This is a genomic window from Halobacterium rubrum (assembly GCF_021729015.1).
GTDB lineage: Archaea > Halobacteriota > Halobacteria > Halobacteriales > Halobacteriaceae > Halobacterium > Halobacterium rubrum.
On sequence record NZ_JAJQQZ010000002.1, the window covers coordinates 668358 to 691994 of the forward strand.

At 68.6% G+C, this 23637-nt stretch carries 21 protein-coding genes and 2 tRNA genes; 7 read left to right on the forward strand and 16 right to left on the reverse strand.

The window, feature by feature from the left end; translation table 11 throughout:
* Positions 1 to 472: 472 nt before the first annotated feature.
* Both LT971_RS10960 and LT971_RS10965 read right to left on the reverse strand, forming a co-directional pair.
* Positions 473 to 544 (reverse strand) — tRNA-Ala (locus tag LT971_RS10960).
* Between the two features lie 78 nt (positions 545 to 622).
* On the reverse strand, positions 623 to 976 hold the full coding sequence (locus tag LT971_RS10965; RefSeq protein ID WP_237006964.1) for an ArsR/SmtB family transcription factor: 354 nt from the start codon (positions 974 to 976) through the stop codon (positions 623 to 625).
* 153 nt (positions 977 to 1129) lie between these two features.
* Here LT971_RS10965 and LT971_RS10970 point away from each other — a divergent pair, with 153 nt between their 5' ends.
* On the forward strand, positions 1130 to 1708 hold the full coding sequence (locus LT971_RS10970) for a response regulator (protein WP_237007043.1): 579 nt from the start codon (positions 1130 to 1132) through the stop codon (positions 1706 to 1708).
* Between the two features lie 21 nt (positions 1709 to 1729).
* On the opposite strand, the gene LT971_RS10975 is transcribed toward LT971_RS10970, so the two are convergent.
* From LT971_RS10975 to LT971_RS10985, 3 genes are all read right to left on the reverse strand, one after another.
* Complete coding sequence (locus tag LT971_RS10975) at positions 1730 to 3364, reverse strand: bacterio-opsin activator domain-containing protein (protein ID WP_237006965.1); 1635 nt, start codon at positions 3362 to 3364, stop codon at positions 1730 to 1732.
* 93 nt (positions 3365 to 3457) lie between these two features.
* A complete protein-coding gene (locus LT971_RS10980) occupies positions 3458 to 4558 on the reverse strand; it encodes a sensor histidine kinase (protein ID WP_237006966.1) in 1101 nt (366 codons plus the stop codon).
* A gap of 290 nt (positions 4559 to 4848) precedes the next feature.
* Positions 4849 to 6486, reverse strand: a complete 1638-nt coding sequence (locus tag LT971_RS10985) for a sensor histidine kinase (RefSeq protein WP_237006967.1) — start codon at positions 6484 to 6486, stop codon at positions 4849 to 4851.
* A gap of 134 nt (positions 6487 to 6620) precedes the next feature.
* On the opposite strand from LT971_RS10985, the gene LT971_RS10990 reads away from it, so the two are divergent.
* Complete coding sequence (locus LT971_RS10990; RefSeq protein ID WP_237006968.1) at positions 6621 to 7262, forward strand: helix-turn-helix domain-containing protein; 642 nt, start codon at positions 6621 to 6623, stop codon at positions 7260 to 7262.
* Between the two features lie 86 nt (positions 7263 to 7348).
* On the forward strand, positions 7349 to 7735 hold the full coding sequence (locus LT971_RS10995; RefSeq protein WP_237006969.1) for a HalOD1 output domain-containing protein: 387 nt from the start codon (positions 7349 to 7351) through the stop codon (positions 7733 to 7735).
* A gap of 178 nt (positions 7736 to 7913) precedes the next feature.
* Here LT971_RS10995 and LT971_RS11000 read toward each other — a convergent pair whose 3' ends face one another.
* The 4 genes from LT971_RS11000 to LT971_RS11015 all read right to left on the reverse strand — a co-directional run bounded on the left by LT971_RS11000 (position 7914) and on the right by LT971_RS11015 (position 13120).
* Positions 7914 to 10040, reverse strand: a complete 2127-nt coding sequence (locus LT971_RS11000; protein WP_237006970.1) for a hypothetical protein — start codon at positions 10038 to 10040, stop codon at positions 7914 to 7916.
* Positions 10041 to 10245: 205 nt separating this feature from the next.
* The gene (locus LT971_RS11005) at positions 10246 to 11799 is read right to left on the reverse strand and encodes a TrkH family potassium uptake protein (RefSeq protein WP_237006971.1); all 1554 of its coding nucleotides are present in this window, start codon (positions 11797 to 11799) and stop codon (positions 10246 to 10248) included.
* 146 nt (positions 11800 to 11945) lie between these two features.
* A complete protein-coding gene (locus LT971_RS11010) occupies positions 11946 to 12632 on the reverse strand; it encodes a potassium channel family protein (protein WP_237006972.1) in 687 nt (228 codons plus the stop codon).
* Between the two features lie 137 nt (positions 12633 to 12769).
* Positions 12770 to 13120: a hypothetical protein gene (locus tag LT971_RS11015; protein WP_237006973.1), complete on the reverse strand. Its 351-nt coding sequence runs from the start codon at positions 13118 to 13120 to the stop codon at positions 12770 to 12772.
* Positions 13121 to 13409: 289 nt separating this feature from the next.
* Between LT971_RS11015 and LT971_RS11020 the strand changes: the two genes are divergently transcribed.
* Together LT971_RS11020 and LT971_RS11025 are read left to right on the forward strand one after the other, a co-directional pair.
* The gene (locus LT971_RS11020) at positions 13410 to 14153 is read left to right on the forward strand and encodes an Lrp/AsnC family transcriptional regulator (protein ID WP_237006974.1); all 744 of its coding nucleotides are present in this window, start codon (positions 13410 to 13412) and stop codon (positions 14151 to 14153) included.
* Positions 14154 to 14278: 125 nt separating this feature from the next.
* On the forward strand, positions 14279 to 14596 hold the full coding sequence (locus LT971_RS11025) for an RPA12/RPB9/RPC11 RNA polymerase family protein (RefSeq protein WP_237006975.1): 318 nt from the start codon (positions 14279 to 14281) through the stop codon (positions 14594 to 14596).
* A 261-nt stretch (positions 14597 to 14857) separates the two neighbouring features.
* Here LT971_RS11025 and LT971_RS11030 read toward each other — a convergent pair whose 3' ends face one another.
* Complete coding sequence (locus LT971_RS11030) at positions 14858 to 14998, reverse strand: hypothetical protein (RefSeq protein ID WP_237006976.1); 141 nt, start codon at positions 14996 to 14998, stop codon at positions 14858 to 14860.
* A gap of 25 nt (positions 14999 to 15023) precedes the next feature.
* On the reverse strand, positions 15024 to 15512 hold the full coding sequence (locus tag LT971_RS11035; RefSeq protein WP_237006977.1) for a type II toxin-antitoxin system death-on-curing family toxin: 489 nt from the start codon (positions 15510 to 15512) through the stop codon (positions 15024 to 15026).
* Between the two features lie 353 nt (positions 15513 to 15865).
* On the opposite strand from LT971_RS11035, the gene LT971_RS11040 reads away from it, so the two are divergent.
* The gene (locus LT971_RS11040; RefSeq protein WP_237006978.1) at positions 15866 to 17191 is read left to right on the forward strand and encodes a hypothetical protein; all 1326 of its coding nucleotides are present in this window, start codon (positions 15866 to 15868) and stop codon (positions 17189 to 17191) included.
* A gap of 208 nt (positions 17192 to 17399) precedes the next feature.
* Here the strand turns inward: LT971_RS11040 and LT971_RS11045 are convergent.
* The 3 genes from LT971_RS11045 to LT971_RS11055 all read right to left on the reverse strand — a co-directional run bounded on the left by LT971_RS11045 (position 17400) and on the right by LT971_RS11055 (position 19691).
* Positions 17400 to 17472: transfer RNA gene (locus LT971_RS11045), tRNA-Arg, on the reverse strand.
* A 47-nt stretch (positions 17473 to 17519) separates the two neighbouring features.
* The gene (locus tag LT971_RS11050; RefSeq protein WP_237007044.1) at positions 17520 to 18917 is read right to left on the reverse strand and encodes an MATE family efflux transporter; all 1398 of its coding nucleotides are present in this window, start codon (positions 18915 to 18917) and stop codon (positions 17520 to 17522) included.
* A 192-nt stretch (positions 18918 to 19109) separates the two neighbouring features.
* Entirely contained in the window at positions 19110 to 19691 is a 582-nt protein-coding gene (locus tag LT971_RS11055) for a 2Fe-2S iron-sulfur cluster-binding protein (RefSeq protein ID WP_237006979.1), read from the reverse strand.
* 93 nt (positions 19692 to 19784) lie between these two features.
* Here LT971_RS11055 and LT971_RS11060 point away from each other — a divergent pair, with 93 nt between their 5' ends.
* Positions 19785 to 20372 (forward strand): DJ-1/PfpI family protein, encoded by a 588-nt coding sequence (locus LT971_RS11060; protein WP_237006980.1) that lies wholly within the window; start codon positions 19785 to 19787, stop codon positions 20370 to 20372.
* A gap of 368 nt (positions 20373 to 20740) precedes the next feature.
* Here the strand turns inward: LT971_RS11060 and LT971_RS11065 are convergent, their stop codons facing one another.
* Complete coding sequence (locus LT971_RS11065) at positions 20741 to 21658, reverse strand: decarboxylating 6-phosphogluconate dehydrogenase (protein WP_237006981.1); 918 nt, start codon at positions 21656 to 21658, stop codon at positions 20741 to 20743.
* A gap of 45 nt (positions 21659 to 21703) precedes the next feature.
* The gene (locus tag LT971_RS11070) at positions 21704 to 23599 is read right to left on the reverse strand and encodes an ABC transporter ATP-binding protein (protein WP_237006982.1); all 1896 of its coding nucleotides are present in this window, start codon (positions 23597 to 23599) and stop codon (positions 21704 to 21706) included.
* Positions 23600 to 23637: the final 38 nt, after the last annotated feature.

Sequence of the window (23637 nt, forward strand, 5' to 3'; positions counted from 1 at the left end):
CTGCCGAGTGACACACGCGTCGCTTCGCGGTCGAGTAGTAGAGTGGACTCGCTGGGATCACCGTGAGCGCTGCGAGGCGCCGCGCGCCTCGAAATGTGCGAACGGCGCAGCCGTGAGCACAGCGAACGGGGAGCCTGCGAGGGAATGACTGAGCGAACGCTGTGCGTTCGCGAGGGTCGCCAGACCTCCGGTCTGGCGGGATTTGAACCCGTTCCGAGACTCGCTGCGCTCGTCTCGCGGGGCTTCAAATCCCGACTCGCCACCACGAGAATCGACGCGAAGCGACACACGCGTCGCTTCGCGGTCGAGTAGTAGAGTGGACTCGCTGGGATTTGAACCCGGAGGAAGACGGACCGCTCGCTTCGCTTGCGGTTGCGACTTCCAGGGCTTCAAATCCCGACTCGCCGCGCCGCACTCGCAACGACGGACGAGCGACACGCTGGTCGCTCGTCGCGTCGGTTCTCGAGAAGTATGGACTCGCTGGGATTTGAACCCAGGGCCTCTTCCTTGCGAAGGAAGCGATCTACCCCTGATCTACGAGCCCGCACCCGAATGCAGTCGACGGCTGCACTTCAGGCTTCTGTTTCGGGCGGTGGAGGGCCGAACAGCGGGGGCAGGTGCGTCAGTCGGCGAACTGGACGGCGACGTCGATGCTGCCGCCGTCGAGGCCGACGGAGAGGGACTGGGCGGCGGCCTCGTAGCGCTCGTGGTGGTTGCCGTCGTCGGCGATGACGAGTTCGGTGGCGACGAGCCCGGCGTCCTCGAGGTCGTTCAGCCGGCGGTAGACGGTGGCCCGGGAGATGCCGGTGACGTCGGCAATCTCGCGGCCGCCGCGGGGCGCCTCGGAGACGGCCTCGAACACGCGGCGGGTGTACTGGTCGCCGAACAGCTCGAGGAGCTCCTCGGGGCTGGGGTCGGGGTCGGCCGATTCGGCGTGGGGTGGGTAGTCGCGGACAGGGTCGGCGTGCGTCGACATACTACTGGAGAGTGGCTCCGCCGCCGTGGACCTTCCAGCTAGCTATGCAGACCCGCATCGCGACGCGGGTCTAGCTATGCAGACTGCCGGTTCGCGGCGAACGGTACCAGTTATGTGGGTCGACGCCCGAATTCTGGACTGTACGTGGACAGCATGGCTGCCGACGAATCGAGCACGGGCCTCAGGGTGCTCGTCGTCGACGACGAGAAGGAGGTGGCGGACGCGTACGCGCTCCGCCTCCGGGGGTTCTGTGAGACCGAGACAGCCTACGGTGGGGAGGCGGCGCTCGCGGCCGTCGAGGACGAGACGTTCGACGTCGTGTTGCTCGACCGCCACATGCCGGGACTCTCCGGCGACGAGGTGCTCCGGGAGCTCGACGACCGCGACTTCCCCGGGCGGGTCGTCATGGTGACGGCCGTCGACCCACAGTTCGACGTCATCGAGATGCCGTTCGACGACTACCTCTGCAAGCCCGTCGACCGCGAGGACGTCCGAGCGGCCGTCGACCAGCAGCGCCGGGTGCTCGCCTACGAGATGCTCGGCGAGTACTTCAGCGCCGAATCGAAGCGCGCCGTCCTCGAGTCCGGGACCGCCGAGTCAGCGCGGGCCAGCCACGACGGCTACGAGGCGCTCAGCGAGCGCGCCGCCACCCTCGAGGCGCGCGCGAAGCGTCTACTCGACGACCCGACCGTCGTCGACTCCTTCGACGACATCTGCCGCGAGGAACTCTAATCGGGCCGCACCCGGGCGGCGTCACTCGGCGTTCCCGGGGCGGACGTCGCCGTCGAAGAACGCGTCGAGGAGCTTCCGCTGGCTGGCGCGGAGGTGGTGCAGCAGCGTCGACCCCGTGATGTCCAGCGACGACGCGACTTCCTCTGCGGTGCTGTCGCGGGGCGATTCGAAGTAGCCGGCGAGGTAGGCGGTCCGCAGCACCGTCTGCTGGCGGTCGGTGAGTTCGTCGCCGAGTTCGTCCCGGAACTCGCGGCCCCGGGACGGCGAGCGCTCCCGGTCGCGTTTGGCCTGCACGTCGGCCGCGAACTCGCGGCAGACCGCTGCAACCATCCGCCGCACGTCGCCGTCCGGCGGGAGGTCGACGACGACCCGGCCGCTGCCGGACGCGAACTCGGCGCGCTGCACGGTCCCGCCGGCGTTCTCGGCGGCCAGCAGCGGGCTGTCGCTGCGGACTTCGAGTTCCAGCGTGCCGCCGGACTCGCCGGCGTGGACGACGCGAGCGGCGTCGACGCCCGGCACGTCGAGGGTGGCGCTGCTGCTCGCGTCGGTTTCACCACCGTCAGCAGTGGCGGCGGCGAGCCGGTCGACGTCGCCGTCGTCCACCGAGACGTAGCAGAGGAGGGCGTCGTCGCCCTGCGGGACGGTGCCCTCGAGGGCGACGCGGGCGTCCAGCGCGGCGCTGAGGTCGGCCAGTGCGGCGGGCCGGTCGACTTCGAACGTGACCTCGGTGACGGCGTCCGAGCGCAGGAGACTCCGGTTCCGCACCGCGGTGACCGCGAACCCGGCGACCTCGCCGAGCGTGCGGAAGCTGGCGCGCTCCCGTTCGCCGAACGCGTCGCTGCCGGCCGCGTACACGCCGACGACGCCGTGGACCGTCGACCCGTGGGCGAGCGGTATCGCGAGCAGCGACTGCACGCCGTCGGCGAACCCCGCACGGCGAACCGGTTCGGGCGCGGCGGGATCTTCGGCCAGCGGCGCCACCACCTGGAGGTCGCCCGTCTGCACGGCGCGTTCCTCGGCGGTCGGCCGGCTACTCTCTAGCGTCTCCCTGACGGCGTCGAAGGTCTCCCCGGTCCCGCCGGCGGCAGCCCGAACGGCGACGCCGTCGCCGTCGACGGCTCTCTCGCCGACCCACGCGAACTCGTAGAGCTCCGTCTCGCCGAGCCGCGAGCAGATGGTCTCGGCGATCTCGTCTCGGGAGTCGGCGCCGACGAGCTCGGCGAGCACGTCCGAGAGCAGTGCGTCGATGACGGCGGTGCGCGCGCGCTCGGTGCGGAAGCGCTCGACAGTCTGTTCGTACCGCCGTCGCTCCGTCACGTCCTCGAGGAACACGGTCGCGGCGGGCGGCGCTTCACACGATTCGGTACCGGGGTCTGTGTCGTCGCTGTCGGCGTCCCGGGTCGTTACCGTGACTGCGAGCCACTGGTCGAGGTCGGGGTAGTACTCCTCGAACGAGCCCGCGTCGACCGTCTCGCCGGCGAACGCGCTGGGCACCGAGTCCTCGACCGACCGCGGGAACACGTCGCCAACTGGCGCTCCGGCCGCGTCCGCGAGTCCGTCGACCAGGTCGGTTGCAGTGTCGTCGACGGCCGCGACCACGCCGTCCCGGGTCACCTCGAGCACGCCGAACGGGGCGTCCCGGAGGCGGTCGTCCATGTGGCGACCACGCAACGGCCAGCGACATTGCTCTGTCGGTCCCCTGTCACAGCAGCTACCGCCAGCACCGCCACGGCCGCCACTGCCGGCCGCCTACTGGAGGCGAATCTCGAATCTGGCGCCGCCGTCGTCGCTGTCGGTGAGCGCCAGCGACCAGTCGTGGGCGGACGCGACGCGCTGCACGATCGAGAGTCCGAGGCCGGTGCCGCCGCCCTCGACCGTGTAGCCGGGGTCGAAGACGGCGTCGCGCTCGCCCGGCGGGATGCCTGGGCCGTCGTCGGCGACGTAGAAGCCGTCGTCGCCGTCACCGAGCGCGCCGACGGTCACTGTGACTCCAGCGCCATCCGCGTCCGTCGAACCGTGTTCGACGGCGTCCTGACGAGCCTGCGAGTCAGGGCTCGTGGAGCCGTGTTCCACGGCGTCATCGGACTGCGGAGCAGTCCGATTGTCCGTCGAACCATGTTCGACAGCGTTCCGGAAGAGGTTCTCCAGCAGGCGGCGGAGGCGGTCGGGGTCGGCGGTCGTCGTGGGGAGGTCGTCGGCGACGCGGAGCTCGGCGTCGGCGGTCTCGACGGACTGCCAGGCGTCCTCGACGGCGGTCTGAATGGCGACGCCGTCGGTCGGGTCGACGACGGCCTCGCCGCGCGCGAGCGTGAGAACGTCCCGGATGATCTGATTCATGCGGTCGTGGGCGTCCGCGACCGCGGCGAAGTGCTCGTCGGCGCCGGTCTCCTCGGCGGCCCGGAGGTGGGCTTTCGCGACGTCCAGAGGGTTCCGGAGGTCGTGGCTGAGGACGCTGGCGACCTCGCCGACGCCGACGGTGTCGACCATCGCGAGCAGGCCGGTGACGTCGCCGAACACGAGGAAGCCACCCGCCGCTGTGCCGTCACCGCCGTCGGCGTCGACGATTCGGACGAAGTAGCTGCGCGCGCCGGCGCCGCCGTCGAGGTAGATGCCGGCGTCGCTGTCGATGCGCGCGACGTGGACCGCTGGCGGCTCGCAGCCCGTCGTCTCGACGGTGTCGAACGCGTCGAAGACCGCGCCGACCGGCCGGCCCTCGGCGTCGACGGCCACGGCGTCGTCGAACGCCGGGTTCGTGGCAGTGACGACTGGGTCGCCGTCCCGGACCTCGTACGCGAGGACGGGGTCCGGGTGGGCTGCGAGCGGAATCGCCGCGGTGGAGTCACCTGTCATCGACTTGCGCTGTGGTCTGAATCGTCGGTCTCGTCGCCTCTGTCGGCCGCTCGCGGCGCGGCCGGTCGCCCCGTGGGTCGGGCGTCACTCGTCGCTCCGTCCGGGGGTTGCAACTGGAGTGAAATAACTCTGGTCGCCGTCGACCGGTGGGCTCGCGGGCGTGCGTGCGGCGTCGGTCGCGCGACCATCAGGTGAGCCGTCGCCCCCCGCCACGTTTAGTGTTGCTCGTCGCTGCCGAGCGTGAAACAGCGCCCCGGGCCGGTGCGTGCAGCCGTGCTGACTCCCGAGCGTCACGTAGACTGGCGCGGGACGGTGATGCGGACGGTCGTGCCGTCGTGGTCGTCGCCGGTGTCGAACGAGAGGTCGCCGTTGAGCTGCTTGACCCCCCACTTCAGCTGCCAGAGGCCGAGGCCGACGCCGTGCGTCAGCGGCGTCTCGGTCTCCGCCTCGAGGGCCGCGAGGTCGACGTCGGGGATGCCGGGGCCGTCGTCGGCGACCCGGACCTCGTAGCTCGACGGCTGTTCGACGACCGTGACCACCACGGCGGACGCGGCGTGCTCGACGGCGTTCTCGATGGCGCTGCCGAGCGCGCTCCGGAGCGCCGCCCAGTCGGTGGACAGCGGCGCCGACTCCGGAGCGTCGACCGTCACGTCGACGCCGGCCGGGTCGCGCGGCACGAGTTCGCGGAGCGTCGCAGCGAGGTCGCCCTGCGAGGGCTGGGCGTCGCGCGCGAGCAACTGGTCGGTCGCCCGCGCCTTGGAGCTGAGCGCCGCGAGCTGGTCCGCGGACGCCTGAATCGGTTCGGCGCGCGAGCGGTCGGCGCCGTCCGCGAGCGCCGCGGCGTTGCTCTTGATGACGTCCACGCGGTTCCGGAGGTTGTGCCGGAGCACGCGGTTCAGGACTTCGAGGCGCTGCTTGCGGAGTTCGCGCTCGGTGACGTCCCGCAGGCTGAGCAGCGAGCCGAGCCGGCGGCCGTGCTGGTCCGTGAACGCGGTCACCTGCGGGTCGAACTGGCGGCGGCCCGCGACCGTCTCCAGGTCGACGGTGTCGGCGTCCGCGAGCTCTGCCACGTCGAAGTCGGTGAGCGCCGCGAACGGCCGGCCGAGCGGTGCGGTCGCGGACACGCCGAAGGTGTCGACGGCCGTCTCGTTGAGCTTGACGATGCGGTCGTCGCGGTCGACGACGAACACGAGGTCGTCGGTCTCTCTGGGGATGGCGCGCTCGCCGAGGGCGCCGCTGGCGGGCGGCGAGTCGAACAGCCGGTACCGGAAGACGGCCAGCGAGAAGCCGACAGCCGGCATCGAGAACGCGAGCGCGAAGATGCCGTGGACGACGACGTCGTCGACGGCGCCGCCGAGCGTGCTCAGGGAGTTCAGCGCGACCAGCGGGCCGACGGCGCCGACGGAGAGCGTGACGCCCTGTAACAGGGACAGGTGGCCGTAGTCGGCCGTCGTGCGCAGGACGAGGTAGCAGCCGACGATGACGAGCGCGAACAGGTACAGAATCGAGACGGTGCCGACGACCTGCGTCAGGGCGCTCCGGGTCAGCACGCCGCTGGCTCGCATCCAGATGATGGCGTAGACGCCGGCAAGCGGGGCGGCGAGCGCGACGACCGTCCACCGGCCGACGTCGATGCGGCGGCCCGTGTACTGGAGGGCAAACACGAACCACGGCACCATTGCGGCGCCCCACACGAGCAGCGCGAAGTCCGACCACGGCGGAATCGAGTCGGCGGGGACGGTGCCGCCCTGCACCGCCGCCAGGGCGCTCCCCGCGAGGGCTGCGGCGCCGAGGAGGATGGCGACCGCCGAGAACGCCGCGGTCCCCGGGACGCTCCAGTGGCGGTAGGCGTACGCGCCGAGCCCGCACAGCGCCACGCCGCAGGCGGCCCCGACCGCGAAGAACAGCTCGGAGAGCGGGAGGGCCATACTCGTGTTCGGGTTCGGGAGTGCTCCGTAAAATAGCTAGTACTCGGTCGCGGACGGCGAAACGGTGCTCGAGGCCGCGGGCGGCCTCACACACCACCCCGCACCGTTATCGGCGCCGGAACCGAACGGTCGGTATGGCGACTGTCGTGGAGTTCAGGACCCCGGCGGCCGAGTTCCCGCTGGGGACTGTCTTCGAGACGCTCCCCGACGTCACCGTCGAACTGGAGCGCCTCGTCCCCCAGGAGAACCGCGTCATCCCCTACTTCTGGGCGCGGGACGTGGACGTCGACGACGTCGAGGCGGCCTTCCAGTCCCACGCGGGCCTGACGGGCGTCCGGCTCGTCGACAGCGTCGACGACGAGTACCTGCTGCGCGCGGAGTGGGACCGCGAGTACGCCGGCGTCCTGAGCGCGCTCGCCGAGACGGGCCTCGTGGTGCTCTCCGGCGTCGGGACCAGCGACGGCTGGGCGTTCGAGGTGCGTGGCGACAGCCGCGAGGACGTCGGCGAGTTCCGCACGTACTGCCAGACGAACGACGTCCCCATCGAGATCACCGCCGTCCACGCGCTGCTGCCGGTACAGGACGAGAGTTACGAGCTCACGGAACCGCAGCGGGAGGCGCTGCTCGCGGCCTACGAGCACGGGTTCTTCGATTCGCCGCGCACCACGTCGCTCTCGGAAGTCGCCGACGAACTGGGCATCACACAGCAGTCGCTGTCCTCGCGGCTGCGGCGCGGCCACCGACAGCTGATTGCGGCGACACTCGTCCACGGGTAGCCGGCGCCAGCTACGGGACGGTACTTGAACCTCCTGTATAGTCAGTGCGCGCACTCAATCGCGCGAGGACACTACCCCAGGTACTGATGGTCTCCACCACAGCCGGGTACGAGGTCGAGGCGGCGGGCGTCGACCCCGACACCGGCACTCACCGTTTCGAGTACGATTCCGGCGATACGTCGCCGTGTATGGCGGTCGTGTCGTCGCTTGCGTCGGTGCTGGGCGTCGACGCCGTCGACCTGGAACCGATACACACGACTGTCGAGCCCGACGCGCTCAACGCGCTCGTCGGCAAGCAGGGCGACGAGAGTGTGCGAGTCACCTGGACGCACGAGGGGCACGTGGTCACCGTCGACGGCCCCGGCGTCGTGACAGTCGCTCCGGTAGACCCGCAGCCAGCCTCCAGCGAGCGCGCGATGCGAGACAGTGCGGAGACGGTGCAGCGACGGGCGCCCCAGAGCCCAGAGCAGTAATATACGAACGTTCTACCGATAGTTCTGCCAATAACCTTTAGAAAAATAGAAGGAACCGGGGGGCGTGGGTGAAGCTGTAATGTCGCACGGTACCTACTCCCAGACGCAGTCGACACAGCCCCAGTCCAGTCGCAACGTCGCCGGCAACGGTACGGTCATCACCGGACCGTAGTCCGGGTCACAGGTCAGTCAGCGTCGACCACGTGAGCGACTCGTCGAGGACGACCGGCATCCGGTAGTCCAGGTCGACGAACGACGCGGCTTCGTCCGCAGTCACGCGTTCTGTCACAGTGAATCCGCCGCCGAGTACGGACGGCACCGTCTCGATGTTCGGCGTGTAGACGACGCCGAGTCCGTCGTTGGCCGGCGGGAACGTCTCCAGTGCGAACTCGTAGGCGGCGTCGTCCGCGCCAGCCGGCAGCGACGCCAGGTGCGCGACGACCGGGACGCCGCTCTCGCTCTGCGCGACCTCGTGGCCGCCGTCCCCGAGCACGAGGTACTTGTCGTCGGCGCGGCCGTACTGCTGGACGACCTCCAGGGCCGACCGCGGCGAGAACCCCTGGTTGACGAGGCGGGCGACGCTCTGCCCGATGAGCATCGCCGAGTCGTTCCCGATGGGGCGCAGGGTGATGATGCCGGCCTGCGAGCCCGCCTCCACGAACGCCCGCCCGAGCTCGTAGGACGAACAGCCGTTCAGGAGGAACACCCGCGGCGGCGTCACCGTCGACGCCACCTCGTCGAACGCGAGTTCGCCGTCCGCACACACGAACCGCGTGCCGTCCCGGACGTGCCCGATGTAGTGGAAGAAGTCCGCCGACCCCGCGGACGCCAGCACGGCCGCCAGTTCCTCGCGGGTGGCGTTGCGCGTGACGGAGACGTCGAACTCGAGGGCGTCCCGGTTCCCGTAGAGGGGGAACTCGCTGTACTCCGCCCACATGTCGTCCTCGTTGCAGACCACCTGCACCGAGATGTCCTCGGCCGGCGACTGGTCGAACCGCGCCCCGTACGCCTCCCGGAGCAGTTTCGCGCCGCCGACCGGCACGCCACTGCCCGCGTACGACGTCTCGCCGGCGTCGGTCTCCGGAACGCCGACGAACTCGTCGACGGCCAGCCCGCCGCCGCGCTCGCGCTCGCGGTCGTCGGCGACGTCCCGGAGGAACTGGTCGACGGACTGCGAGAGCACGGGCGCCGGGTCCGGCTGGTCGTCCGGCAGCTCCCGAACCACGGCGAGGTCGTCCGCGAGGAACGACAGGTGCTCGATGGGCTGGGGGCTGTCCTCGACGAACACCTCGTGGCGCCACCGCGGCGCCGCGTCGAGCACGGGCTCCCGGGGGAGGTCGGCGTACGCGCGCAGCCGCTCGACCGGCGAGGCCTCGTAGAGCCGCCGCCAGTCCGCCGGCACCCGGTCGAGTGCCTCCCCGAGCCGCCGGCAGGCCGCCACCTCGACGTCGTAGAGCCCCGCCGACCGGACGACGCAGTCCAGCGTGAACGCGTGCCTGAGGAACTCGCCAGCCTCCCGACCGAGGTGCTCCCGGGAGAACGACGCGACCCGGCTGCCGCCCGCCGCGACGTGCGGCGTCGACGCCGGCTCGACGCGCGCGCCGAGGTAGAACGCCAGCGGTGCCACGGCGTAGACGGCGCCCAGCTCCCGGGGGACGCCGACCGTGACGTCCACGTCGGGGCGCGCCAGCCGGTCGGGAATCGACAGGTCGTCGCCGACCGTGAGCCGGGGCGGGTGGCCGCGGAGCGTCGGCCACGACCGCTCGGGCGACCGCGTCTGGAGCGCCGCGCCGAACGCTGCCACCGCCGCCATCACGTCCTCGGGGTCGGTCGTCGTCGTCACCTCCCCGATGGGCCGCGAGTGCTGGCTGCGGACGCCGACGGTGACCTCGCGGGGCCTGTCGTCGAACGAGATGGTGACGTCGCTGGGCGTCGCTTCGATGGACGTCGTCGTGTGAGCGGGAATCCGGAGGTACGTGCGCACGGACGTCTGCAACTCCAGCAGCCGGGGGTCCTCGTGCGTCACCGTGGTCTCGCCGGTGCCCGTCAGCGCCGTCTCGATGTCGCCGGACAGCGGGTCGCGGACGAACGCCGCCGCCAGCCCCGCGACCGTCAGCGCCGACGTCCGGACGCTGGCGGCCTCCTCCACGGGGAACAGGAACGGCGCGTCGTCGACGCGCTCCGGGGTCACGGGCCGGGGCGTGTGCACGACCACCCGGCGGTTGTGGATGTTGTCACGGAGCGCCAGCCCCGACCGGTCGCCGGACAGCCCGACGATCATCTCGAAGCGGCCGGTGGTCGCCACGGTCAGCCACCCCTCCAGTTGTCGGGGACGGCACCGGGCTGGCTCCGGTCGCGCGGCGACGTTCCCGCCATCGTCTTGGGTAATGTGCGCACGGTCCGAGGATAAATCTTGTCAACTGGTCACGTGGTACCTCGGTCGATGAAGCGTCTCCGCCACGAACTGAGGGGCGGCGGGGCCACGGCGCGACCGTCCCGGGTCGCGGCCGCTACCGGTAGAGGTCCAGTCGCCGGAAGGCAGCCCCGAGCAGCACCGCGACGGGGATGATCTCCAGGCGCCCGACCCACATGTTGACGATGAGCATCGCCTTCGCGGTGTCGGGCATCCCCGGGCCGGTGATGCCGGAGTCCAGCCCGACGTTGCTCTGCGCGCTCATCACGTCGAAGATGACGTACTCCAGCGGGTAGCCGGGCGAGAGAACGCGCAACAGCACTGCGACGCCGATGGCGAGAAACGCCACCCAGAGAACGAACACGACCGTCGCCTCGGTGTACTCGCGCTGGGCCTGCTCCTCGTCGAGCTTCCGCTCGCCGAGTTGCATGTACCGGATAGCCGTGTCCGGCCGGAAGACGTCCCGGATCTGCCAGACCGTCCCGCGGACGAGCGTGGCGACCCGGATCAGCTTCAGCCCGCTGGTCGTCGACCCGGCGGCGCCGCCGGTGAGCATCCCCAGACACGTCAGCAGGGTCGCGCCGGCGCTCCACACTTGCTCGGTGCCGCCGCCGATGGTCGCCGTCCCGAACCCCGTGTTCGAGGTCGCGGAGACGAACTGGAAGAGGCTCAGCCGGAACGTCTCCTCGAAGGTCGCGTACTGGCCGTTCGCGTACAGGATGCCCGTCAGCGCCAGCGAGCCGGCGCCGAACCAGATGAACACCCACCGCGTCTGGAGGTCGGCGTAGAAGTTCCGCAGCTCCCCCCGGAAGATGAGGTAGTGGACGGGGAACGCGATGCTGCCAGCGACCATGATGGGGACGGTGGCGTACTCGATGAGCGGGCTGTCGTAGTACCCGATGGACTCCGAATGCACGGAGAACCCGCCGGTCGCGATGCCCGTCATCGCGTGGTTGATGGCGTCCCACAGCGGCATCCCCGCAAGCAGGTAGAGGAGGATGGAGCCGACGGTGAGTCCGACGAAGATCTTCCAGATCTCCCGGACGGTCGTCACGATGCTCGGGTGGATCTTCTCCGAGCGCGCCTCGCTCTCGTAGAGCGTGTACGAGCCGCTGCTCCCGCCGCCCCGCCGGAGAATCGCGACCGTGAGCACGATGACGCCGACGCCGCCCACCCACTCGATGAGCGACCGCCACCAGTGCAGCGACCGCGGCAGTTGCTCCTCGACGGCGGCCATCGTCAGCCCGGTCCCCGTGAACCCGCTCATGCTCTCGAAGACTGCATCGAGGGGGTGGAGGAAGATCACCGTCGTCGAGTCCATCGGGGGCGTGTTCGCCCACACCGGAAACGGGTCGACCTGAATCGTCCACGCGATCAGCAGGAACGGCAGTCCGCCGAGCACGCCGACCAGCATCCACGCGGTCGCCGCCGTCACCATCGCGTCGCGTTTGGCCGGTGGGTCGGCGTCCCGGTACCGCCGCGCCAGCGCGGTGCCGACGCCCGCCACCACCGCCGCCGAGGCGAGGAACGCCGGGATAGCGTAGAACTCCCCGTTCGCAGCCGCCACGACGACGGAGACGGCCATCATCAGCGAGACGGCCTGCACGATGCGACCGACGTCGCGTCCGACAGTCCGTGTGTCTACTCGCATCATGCGTCGTCGTTCGAAAGCGGGGACGGAGCGTCCCGGGTGTTCGGGCTACCTGTCCGTGCTCGATGGCAACCGGCGGCGGTCACGGTGTCGGAGCGACCGGGGAGTGCGTGAGACATAGCGTAGTGAGAGTGGTGCGTCGTCGATTACGCGGAGCGGTCCTCGTAGTGACCGAAGATGTCCGTGAGTTCGGGGTCGGCGCCGTTCGCCGAGTAGACAGTCAGGAGGTCGCCGACCTGGATTCGCGTGTCGCCGCGTGGCGTCAGCGGCTTCTCCTCGCTGTCGCGCTCGATGGCGACGATCAGAACGTCGTCGGAGAGGATGTCCGCCTCGCCGGCTTCGGTGAGCGTCTTCCCGGCGATGGGTGCGCCCTCCGTGACGGTGATTTCGAACACCTCAGCCTCGTCGCCGATGCGCATGTAGTCGACGATGGCCGGCCGGGCGACCGCCCGGTAGAGGTAGCCAGCGATGAGCTGCTGGGGGTTCTCGATGGTGTTCACGCCGATCTGCCGGAAGAGGTTCATGTGCTCTGCGCTGTGGACGACCGACGTGATTGCCGGAATCTCGAACTCCTTGGCGAGCAGGCAGACCATCACGTTCGTCGCGTCCTGGTCGGTCGTCGAGATGATGGCGTCGGCGCGCTCGGCGCCGGCGTCCCGCAGCGTCTCCTTGGTCGTCGCGTCGGCGTTGAGCACCAGACAGTCGTGTTCGCTGGCGATCTCGTCGGCCTTCTGTGCGTCCCGCTCGACGACCACGACCTCGTTCCCGGATCTGGTCGCGATCTCGATCAGCGGCGTCCCGATGTCGCCCGCGCCGACAATGATGATGTACATGTGTCGTCTGGAGTGGTCGTTCGATGTGGTAGCGTCGCGTCGCAGTTCGGTGTCTACTGGGCTGTTCGGTCGAGATGGGGGCTCACGATTCCTCGCTCAGAGGAGGAGGCTCCGGAGGGCGGGGTCCACTCGGCCGTTCAGTCACCGCCACCGCCCTGGACCGTTCCGAGGTAGTGCCACCGGTACTTGCCCGCCGATTCGCCGGCCACGTCGGGCTCCCACTGCACCCGGTACGCGAACGGCCCGCGCTCGGCGCCGGTCTCGTCCGGGCGCTCGACGACCACGATGGTGTACCCGTCGTGGTCCTCGGTGCGGACGAGTTCCTCGCCCTCCCGCGCCTCGATGGCGTCCGTCAGGGACGGCTTCGCTTCGAGGCGGTGCCGGACGTACCCGACGACGGCCCGGAGCTCCCGGTCGCTGCAGTCCTCGAGCGCAGCACGGACCTGTGCGGGCACGTCGTCGGCTGGGTCGGTGTCGGGTCCTGTCATGGCTGGGTGGTCGCGGCGCCCCCTGCGCCAGCCGCCACCGGTCGCGTCGACCGGCGAGGCTGGGCGGCGACTGCCGTTCTCGTGAGCCGGCTGCTGGCTACGACGCTGCTATATTATCGCTGCAAAATAAATGTTGGCACCATATTTTCGCTGGCGAAGTAGAACCAGTCGTATTTTTGCGCCCCAGAATAACTGGCGGGTGTGACGAGACGTTCGACCACGCGACCGACCACCGGTTCGCCCACTCGCCAATCGGGGGGTAAATATGCGCCCTGACCGTACCGCCAGTATGGACCACCGGGTCGACGAGATCGACAAGCGCGTCCTCTACCACCTGGCGCGAGACGCCCGGAACACGACCGCCGCGGACGTCGCCGAGGAGATGGACGTGACGGCGGCGACGATCCGGAACCGCATCCACCAGCTCGAAGCCGAGGGCGTCCTGCGCGGCTACCTCGCGGACATCAACTACAAATCCATCGAGGGCCACGTCACCTACCAGTTCAGCTGCACCGCGCCGATCCCCGAACGGGACCGGCTCGCGCAGTCCGCCCTCGAGGTCTCGGGCGTCGTCTCCGTCCGCGAACTGATGACGGGCAAGACCAACCTGGCGGTGACGGCAGTCGGGTCGAACACGGACGACATCAGCCGCATCGCCGGTGAACTGTCCGACATCGGCCTCGACATCGAGGACGAGAGCGTCGTCGAGGACGAGTACCACCAGCCGTACAGCCCCTTCGGGCCGGAAGACGCCCCCGTCGGCCCGTCCCTCACCGACTTCATGAGTCTGGCCGGCGGCGCGGAAGTCGTCGAGTTCACCGTCTCCGAGGGGGCCGACGTTGCCGGGCTGACCATCGAGGACGCCGTCGAGGGCGGCCTGCTCGCCGACGAGATGCTCGTGGTCGGCATCGAGCGGGAGGGCGACGTGTTGACGCCGAAAGGCGAGACGCTCATCCAGACCGGCGACGTCGTCTCCCTGTTCTCGAAGTCCGGCCTCGAGAAGGACGCCCTCGACGTCTTCGGCTCCCAGTAGGCCTCGTCGAAAGCGAGCAGTCGACCCCCGTCAACCCGGAAGCGCGCACCGCTGAGCAGTCGCCCGAAATCCACGACGGGTCGAAATTAATACGTACCTCCGGCGGCCGCGTATCCCCACGGTACATGAAGTTCTGTGACGGGTGTGGTTCGACGATGCACACGGAGGGCGACACGTGGGTGTGTCGCTCCTGTGAGAACGAGGAACCACGGGACTCGCAGGCAGAAGCGGCGATGACGACCCAGGACGGACAGCAGGACGACGGGGCACCCGCCGTCGCCGACGCGACCCAGGACGCCACCGAGACGATGCAGGAGCCCTGTCCGGCCGAGGACTGCGACAGCGACCGGGCCGACTACGAGATGCTGCCGAAGCCGGGCGGCTCCTACGAGGTCCGGCTGTTCACCTGCGTCGAGTGCGGCCACAAGTGGCGCGACTCCTGACGGCGCATCCTCTGCCCCCCGGCGGGTACACTCCCACAGCCGCCCACCACCGGAGACGTCACTGTACAGCGACTGCCCGCAGCCGGAAGTCGCGAAGTGAGAAAGCGGGCGCGAAAGGCGTTCGTTCGAGCAGCGAGCGAATCGTTCTTTCGGGCGTGAGACGGCCGATGTCGGACAGTTCAGACCAGCATCTGAGAAGGGATGTACCGGTCAGTACGTCCTGGAGAGGAGACGGCGAGAAACGACGACCAGGTCCGCGGACTACTCGTCTTCGAGTGCGTCGTAGACATCGCGGTTCGCCTCCCGGTCGGCAGCGGCTACACGCCGTACCAGTTCGTGGCGGAGGTCTTCCATCACCGCGTCGAGCGGCGAGTCGGACTCGACTCCCTCTTCGGTCGCCATACCACCACTAGCAGACTGAATATCGTTAATCCTTCTGGTCGCCCGAGTCGCCCGTCAACTGCTCGATTCCGTACTGGAGGAGGTCCTCGCGCCACCGCTCGATTTCACCTGCCAAGTCCAGCTCCTCGGTGTGCGTACGGAGGTACTCGACAACGTCTGATTCATCGACTGCTCGTTCGTCGGTGCCGAACTGTTTCAGAATCGTCCGAATCTCTTCGTCGTACGCGAACCGGTAGCCGTTCAGGAAGTAGAATACGGCGACCGTGTTCAGTGCAGACCGTTTGTTCGCGTCCACGAACGGATGGTTGACGACGAGCAGCCGCAGCAAGTGATACGCCTTCTTGTGAATCGATTCCGGCGCGGCACCGAAGTGGCCCCCCTCGATGTACGCCAGTGCGAACTCTACGTCACCCCGGTCCCTGACGCCGGACGGCGTGTCGGGGTACTCCGCCACGATGTCCTCGTGGATGGCGAGGACGTCCTCGACCGACGGGTACCACAGCGAATCACCCATTCGCTCCGAGGTCGAAGGGCCACCGAGGTAGTCGTTTCGTTCAGGACGGCGGGAGCGTAGTGATGACCGAGGTACCCAGACGCCACAACCACGATACCGAACGAAAGGACGTACACTGCGTTTACTCCAACATCAACCCCGCCTCCGTAAGGCGATTAGACCACCAAAAATTGGCTACGGGCGCGAAGGGCGTTCATTCGACCATCGAACGAATCGTCCTTTCAGGCGTGAAATGGCGGATTTCAGGCGTCTCAGAATCGGGTTCAGAACCCGCCGCTGAGAGACACCACAGCAGACTCCGCCCACGCTCGGAGCCATACTTTCTTGACACCTGCGTGGTGACACGGTAGCCAATGGACGACGAGGTTCCACGCCGAACCTACCTCACCACCCTCTTGACGACGGGACTCACTGCGGGTGTCGCTGGCTGCAATACATCATCCGACAGTTCAAGCCCGGAAGCCACCTCTTCGAGCACGGAACGTACGACGACAACGAGGACGACAGAGACAACGGATACTGAGACAACCACGACAACCGAGTCCGGACCAGCGTGGGAACCACGCACCCCACCGGACACACTCCCGCCTGCTGACGTAGTTGGTGTTACCCACGTAAACGGGCAGTACCACTTCTCCGAGGACGACTATCTCAATGCGGGTGCGAAGCGTCTCAAAGAAGTCGGTACAGACGTCATCAAAATCTGGTTCAAGCGGATGGGCGCGAAGTATCCGTATAACAGCGACTGGCAATCCGAATACCAGTCGATGGTCGAGGTGGCGAAGACACCCTACGTCCGAGAGGTCTTCGAACGGGACTTCTCCACGTACGTCCTGCTCGCGCACTCCTACCACGATGGGCCATGGGTTTCGTTCCGAGACGGATTGACTGAGGCAGATCTGACGGAACTCGAAAACCGGTTCGAAGCCCTGACCCGCCACCTCTTAGAAACGTACGACGGCACCGAGAAGACGTTCGTCCTCCAGAACTGGGAAGGAGACAATCTCGTTCAAAAGGACCGAGACCAACCGCTTTCGTCCGACGCGGCGGACAGATTCCGGCGGTGGTTGACCGCACGCCAGACTGGCGTCGAGCGCGCGCGGAACCAGATCGACAGCGACGTGACCGTGTTACACGCGGCCGAGGTGAACTACGTCCTCGACGCGAAGAATTCCGGGACACCGCGGGTAATCAACGAGGTTGTGCCCGAGACCGACGTTGATTTGGTCTCTTACTCGGCGTGGGAGCTTGGTGATCAACTGGCCGGGCACGGTTGGGCTCCCGGCCACAACGGCGAGGAGCAGTTCGATGAAGCCGAGACGATCGTGACGGAGACGTTGGAGTACATCGATTCAAATGCCCCTGAAGCCGACGGATACGTTGCTGGTTCGCTCACCGAGCGGCAATCGAACGTCTACCTGGGCGAGTTCGGGTCTCCTTTCCAGCAAAGGGGAGACGAGCGGGCGATGCAAATCATTCGGCCCGTACTTGAGAACAGCCTCGATTGGGGAGTTCGGTGGGCGATTTTCTGGCAGCTCTACTGCAACGAGAAGACAGTCGAGGGAACCGTGGAGGAGAACAACGACGTACGAGGGTTCTATTTGATTCGGCCAGATGGAACTCGGGCACCCTCCTACGACTATCTCTCATCGGTATTGGAGCGAGACGAGCAGTACTGACACCGACCGGCCACGCACCGATAGCAAGGATCTAAGCGATTGCGGTGGCCTACTAAAAGGCGAAGGGAGAAAGGACAGCAACGCCACAGTGAATCGCTGCAGACGATTCCGCCGGGGCATCGGTAGTGCACTACGAACGAAAGGACGACACCCCATCGTTCGCCACTTTACCCCGGAGCTGTCTTGCGAAAATCCACCGCAGAGAGGACGGGCGCGAAGGGATTTGAACCCCTGACATCTTGGTCCGGAACCAAGTGCTCTGTCCGCTGAGCTACGCGCCCTCGCGTTCCTGTAGTGGGGTCGGGGGTATAACGGTTGTGAGTCGGCGTCAGGTCGGCTCGGGCTGGTCGTCCTCGTCCGGTGTGGCGCCGGTGTCGTCTTCCGCGTCGTCGGCGTCGACGATGGTCTCCTTCCAGGTGCCGCGGGTGAACCAGAGCGCGGCGGCGATGGCGCCGAGGATGTTCCCGAGCGCCATGCCGACCCAGATACCGGTGGCGCCCCAGCCGAGCGTGAACGCGAACAGGTAGACGGTGGGGACGCGGCCGATCCAGAGCGCGACCATCGACATCACCATCGCGGTCTTGGTGTTGCCGGCGCCGCGGAACGCACCGAGCATCACCTGGAGGATGCCGACGAAGATGAACTCGACGGAGCGGATACGGAGGTACGTCGTGCCGAAGTCGACGATTTCGGCGGCGTTCTCGCTGCCGGGTGCGAGGAACACCGAGACGATGGGCGCGGGGAAGACGGCGGCGACGACGGCGACGCCAAAGAGGACGGCGGCGGCGAACTTCGCGGCGAGCCAGACGGCGCGTTCGGCGCGGTCCTCGTTGGCGGCGCCGAGGTTCTGCCCGACCATCGTGTTCGTCGCGCGGCCGAGTCCCATCGCGGGCAGGAAGACCAGCGAGATGAGGCGGTTCCCGAGCCCGAACGCGCCGACGACGGCGGGCGGGAAGCTCGCGACCATCGCCGTGAGCGTGATCATCGCGAGCGCGGTGGTGGACTGTTCGGCGGCGCTCGGCGTGCCGACGCGGACGATACGGGAGACCATCGAGAGGTCGGGGTAGAACTGCGAGAGCTCGATGTCGGGGCCGGCGTTCGTGAAGAACAGCACGTAGACGCCGACGACGGCGGCGACGGCGCGCGCGAAGATGGTGGCGACGGCGGCGCCGGCGATGCCCATCTCGGGGAACAACCACCAGCCGAAGATGAGGAGGGGGTCGAGGACGACGTTGATGGCGACGCTGACGAACATCACGATCATCGGCGCGCGCGTGTTGCCGTAGCCCCGCATCAGCGAGGAGAAGACGAAGAACCCGAAGAGCGCGGGCATCCCGAGGAAGAAGACCTCCATGTACTCGGCGGCCATCGGCACGACGACCGCGGCCGTCTCGGCGTCGGCGGGGAGGAGCGCGAGCATGTCGCCGGTGACGAAGTGGCCGACGACACCCAGCACCGTCGAGAGGCTGACCACGAAGCCGAGCGTCTGGGCGGCGACTTTCCCCGCCGACCCCTCGCTGTCGGCGCCCGTGAACTGTGCGACGAGGATGGAGCCGGCGGTCGTGAAGCCGCCGCCGACGGAGATGAGGAAGAACACGAGCGGGAACGCCAGCGAGATGGCGGCGACGGCGTTCCCGGACAGCTGGCCGAGCCAGAAGGTGTCGGCGAGGTTGTACGCGACCTGCAGGAGCTGGATGACCACGATGGGCCAGGCCAGCTCGACCATCGGGCCGAGCAGGTCACCCTCGGTGATGGAGGACGGAGAGGAGGAAGCGGAGGACTCGGTCACTACAAACAGCCAGTACGCGGGGGTAGTTCAAAACTCCGGAACGGAGAAAACCGGCAATCCAAGCGCCCTACCGGGTCGCCACGGGCGTGCGTTCGGTCGACGCAGGCGGAGCGGCGGCGGCGTCGGCAATCAGGGCGTCTCGTTGGTCTCGAGGGAGAACGACGCCGTCGGGTGGGCCGTACACGTCAGCATGTAGCCCTCCTCGATTTCGGACTCGCCGAGCGATTCGTTGGCCGAGTGCCGGATGTACTCGGAGGCGTCCTCGCCGTCGGCGACGCGGCCGCCACAGGACACGCACTGGCCCTGCCGGCACGCGTAGGGAAGGTCCCAGCCCTCGTCCTCGCCGGCGTCCAGCAGCGTCTCGTTGTTCGCGACCTCGATGGTCTCGCCCTCGTTGACGAACTCGATCTCGTAGTACTCGACCTCGTCGTCGGCGATCGCGTCGGGGTCGAATCCCTCGTCTTCCTCCTCGGAGTCCTCGAGTTCGCCCTCCGCGCCGCCGGCCGCGACGGCGCCCGCGCCGCCACCGCCGCCGATGGAGCGGTTGTACGGCTCGGGGAAGTCGGTCTCCGGCACCGTGGAGGCGCGCTGCTCGAGGACGTCCTGCGCGATGTCCTCCGGCGTGGGCTTGGACGCGCCCTTCACGAAGTTGAGGACGACGAACGTCAGCGCCGCCCCCAGGCCGAGCGCGACACCCAGTGTGGTCACCATGCGAGCCGGTTCGGACGCGGCGTTTAACAGTATTGTGATTGCGCGACGGCGCCGCTCCGGGCGAATTTTCACGGTGCAGACCGAGGGTGAGGTATGGACGTCGCTGTGCTACTGTTCGAGGGGTTCGACGAACTGGACGCCGTCGCGCCCTACGAGGTGTTCCAGACGGCCGCGAGCATGGGCGGCGACCTCGACGTGTCGATGCGCACGCTCGTGCCGGACGAGGGCGTGACCGCCCGCCACGGCCTGACGGTCGAGCCCGACGACGTGCTGTTCGGCGTGCCCGACCTCGTCGTGGTGCCGGGCGGCGGCTGGAACGACCGCGAGTCCCCCGGCGTCTGGTCGGAGCTCGACGGCGGCACGCTCCCCGAGCGCCTCGCCACGCTCCACGACGGCGGCGCGACCGTCGCCTCGGTCTGCACGGGCGCGATGCTGCTGGCGGAAGCCGGACTCCTCGACGGCCGCCCCGCGACCACACACGAGTCCGCCAAGAGCGACCTCCGCGAGGACTACCCGGACATCGACGTCCGCGACGACCGCTACGTCGACGACGGCACCGTCCTCACGGCGGGCGGCGTCACGGCCGGCATCGACCTCGCGCTGCACGTCGTCGAACGCGAGTGCTCGCCCGGCCTCGCCGAACAGGTCGCCGACGAAATCGAGTACGACGCCCAGTACTGAGCGCGACACGTCTGGTCGGCGCCAGTTCTCGCGTCTTCGTCGCTCTCAGTCGTTCGCTTCGCGCTACTCACGGGTCGCATCGCTCCCCGTTTGCCCGTTCCGCGGTTCTCAGTCGCTCGCTTCGCTCGCTCCCTCCGAACCGCGCTGCTCCCTCCGAACCGCGCTACTCCTTCCGAGCGACCTCTCCTCGCGGCTCACTCCGTTCCGCGGTTCGCGGTGCTCACCGCTCCACCTCGTGCTCGCCCGCTGGGCGAGCACGCATTCACCGCTCGCGTCTTCGTCGCTCTCAGTCGTTCGCTCCGCTCACTCCTTCCGAGCGACCGTTGCTCGCGGGTCGCTGCGCTCCCCGCTCGCAGGTTCCGTGGCTCTCACTCGCTCCGCTCGTTCCGAGCCACCTCGTGTCGCCCGAACCCGTACCGCAGCCGGTTCGCCAGCCGCCGCGAGAACCGCCCCTCGCCGTCGCCCGACGCGCGGGAGCCGAACCGTTCCGAGAGCGCCTGATAGATGAGCGGCAGCGGGACCTCCTGTTCGAGGCTCTCCTGGACGGTCCAGGTGCCCGTGGAGCCGCCGGCGACGTGGTCGGCGACGTCGCCGAGGTCGCTGCCCTCCTCGCGGAACGCCTCCTCGCAGAGCTCCAGCAGCCACGACCGGATGACGGCGCCGTTGTTCCACGTGCGGGCGACGGCCTCCAGGTCGAGGTCGTAGCGCCCCTCGTGGAGGAGTTCGAAGCCCTCGCCGTACGCCTGCATGAGCGCGTACTCCACGCCGTTGTGCACCATCTTCACGTAGTGCCCGGAGCCGGCCGGCCCCATGCGGTCGTGACCGTCGGGTCCCGTCGCGACGGCGTCGAAGACGGGGGTCAGTTCCTCGTACGCCCACTCGGGGCCGCCAATCATGAGCGAGAAGCCGAGTTCGGCGCCGGCGGGGCCGCCCGAGGTGCCGCAGTCCAGGTAGGCGACGTCGTACTCGTCGGCGCGCCGGGTCGACGCCTCGAAGTGGCTGTTCCCGCCGTCCACGACGACCGCGTCGTCGTCGAGATGTGGATCGAGCTCGTCGAGCGCGGCGTCGACGGGGTCGCCGGCGGGCACCATCAGCCAGATTCTGGGAGCGTCGCCGAGTTCGGCGGCGAGGCCGGGCAGCGAGTCGGCGGCGGTCGCGCCGGCGTCGGTCGCGTCCGAGCGGGCGTCCGCGTCGATGTCGAACGCCACGACGTCGTGCCCGGCGTCCAGACACCGGTCGACGACGATGCGCCCCATGCGGCCGAGGCCGACAACTCCGAGTTCCATACCGGAGTCTTCCCGCGACGGAAGGTAGTAATTGCGATGCGGGCGCTACCCGTCCAGCGTCGAGGTCTGGACGCTCCAGAGGTCGGCGTACCGGCCCTCGCGCGCCAGCAGGGCGTCGTGGGTGCCGCGTTCGACGATGCGGCCGTCCTCGACGACGAGAATCTGGTCGGCGGTCCGGACCGTCGACAGCCGGTGGGCGATGACGACGGCGGTGCGGTCGTCGGCGAGGTCGTCGAGGCTCTCCTGGATGCGGCGCTCGGTCTCGGTGTCGACGTCGCTGGTCGCCTCGTCGAAGACCAGAATCTCGGGGTCGGCGAGGATGGCTCGCGCGATGGCGATGCGCTGGCGCTGGCCGCCCGAGAGTTTGACGCCGCGCTCGCCGACCTCGGTGTCGTAGCCGTCGGGGAGGGCGGCGACGAACTCGTGGGCGTCGGCGGCCTTCGCGGCCTCGATTACCGCCTCGCGGGTGGCGTCGAACTCCCCGTAGGCGACGTTCTCGGCGATGGTGCCGTCGAAGAGGTAGGTGTCCTGGCTGACGTAGCCGACGTGCTCGCGGAGGCTGTCCAGCGTGACGTCCCGGACGTCGTGGCCGTCGACGCGCACGGCGCCGTCGTTCACGTCGTCAGACTCCGTCTGACGGGCTGACGGGTGTGACCCGTCAACGTCGTAGAGACGGAGCAGGAGCTTGCAGAGCGTGGACTTCCCGGCGCCGGTGGGGCCGACGAGCGCGACGGTGTCGCCGGGGTTGGCCTCGAACGAGACGCCGTCGATGACCGTCTCCTCGTCGTCGTAGCTGAACGTGACGTCGTCGTACTCGACGCGCCCATCGACGCCGGTGAGTTCGGTGGCGCCGTCGGCGTCCTCGACACCGGCGGGGATGTCCATCAGGCCGAACACGCGGGCGGAAGAGGCCTTCGCGTTCTCGTACTGGTCGACGATGTTCGACACCTCCGCCAGCGGCGTGACGAAGCGCTGCGTGAGGAAGATGAACGTCACGAACGCACCCGGGGAGAGCGTCCCCGTGAGGAACAGCGGCGCGCCGTACAGCAGCCAGTAGCCGCCGACGGCGAACGTCACGGCAAAGGAGAGCCCGGCGAGCAGCTCCATCCCCGGCCGGTAGACGTAGCTCAGGCGGAGCACGTCCATCGTGTCCTGGAAGAAGCGGTAGGAAGCGTCCGTGACGCGACCCGTCTCGTGGTCCTCGGCGGCGCTGGACTTGACGAGCTCGACGCCCGCGAGGCTGTTCTCCAGGCGCGTGTTGAGGTTGCCGACGGCGGCGCGCTGGCGCTCGTAGCGGGGCGCTGCGCGCACCATGAACCACCGCGTGAGCAGGAACATCAGCGGAATTGCCGACAGCGTGACGACCGCGAGCTGCCAGTTCTCGGAGACCAGCACGACCGTGATGCCGGCGACCATCACGACCAGCCGGGCGGAGTTCTGGAGCGCGTCGTCGAGGAACACCTCCAGATTGGAGGCGTCGTTGTTCAGCACGGACATCACCTCGCCGGTCTGCTTGTCGTCGAAGAAGGACATGTCCAGTCCCTGCATCTTCGCGAAGGAGTCCGTGCGCACGTCGTGCATCACGCGGTGCGCGAAGAGGTTCGCGGCGACCCCGTAGAGGTACGTGAAGACGGCGGTGACGACGAACGACCCGGCGATGAGCGCGACGGAGAGTTCGAACTGCGCGACCTCGGTGTTCGGGAACAGCGACGCCGGCAGCAGCGGGAGGTCGAAGGGCGCGTCCCCGGTGAACACGCTGTCGATGGCGGCCCCCAGGACGACCGGCGGCAGCAGGCTGGCGACCCGGGCGACGACGTTCGCCACCATGCCGGCCGCGAAGTACGGCCACTCGGGGACGCCGTACACGCGGAACAGCCGCCGGATGGGGCGGTCGACCCGGTCGCGGTACCGGTCGAAGACGCTTTCCTCGGGCTCGGCCATTGCGAATCGAAACACCGGGCGGGCCGAAGTGGATTACG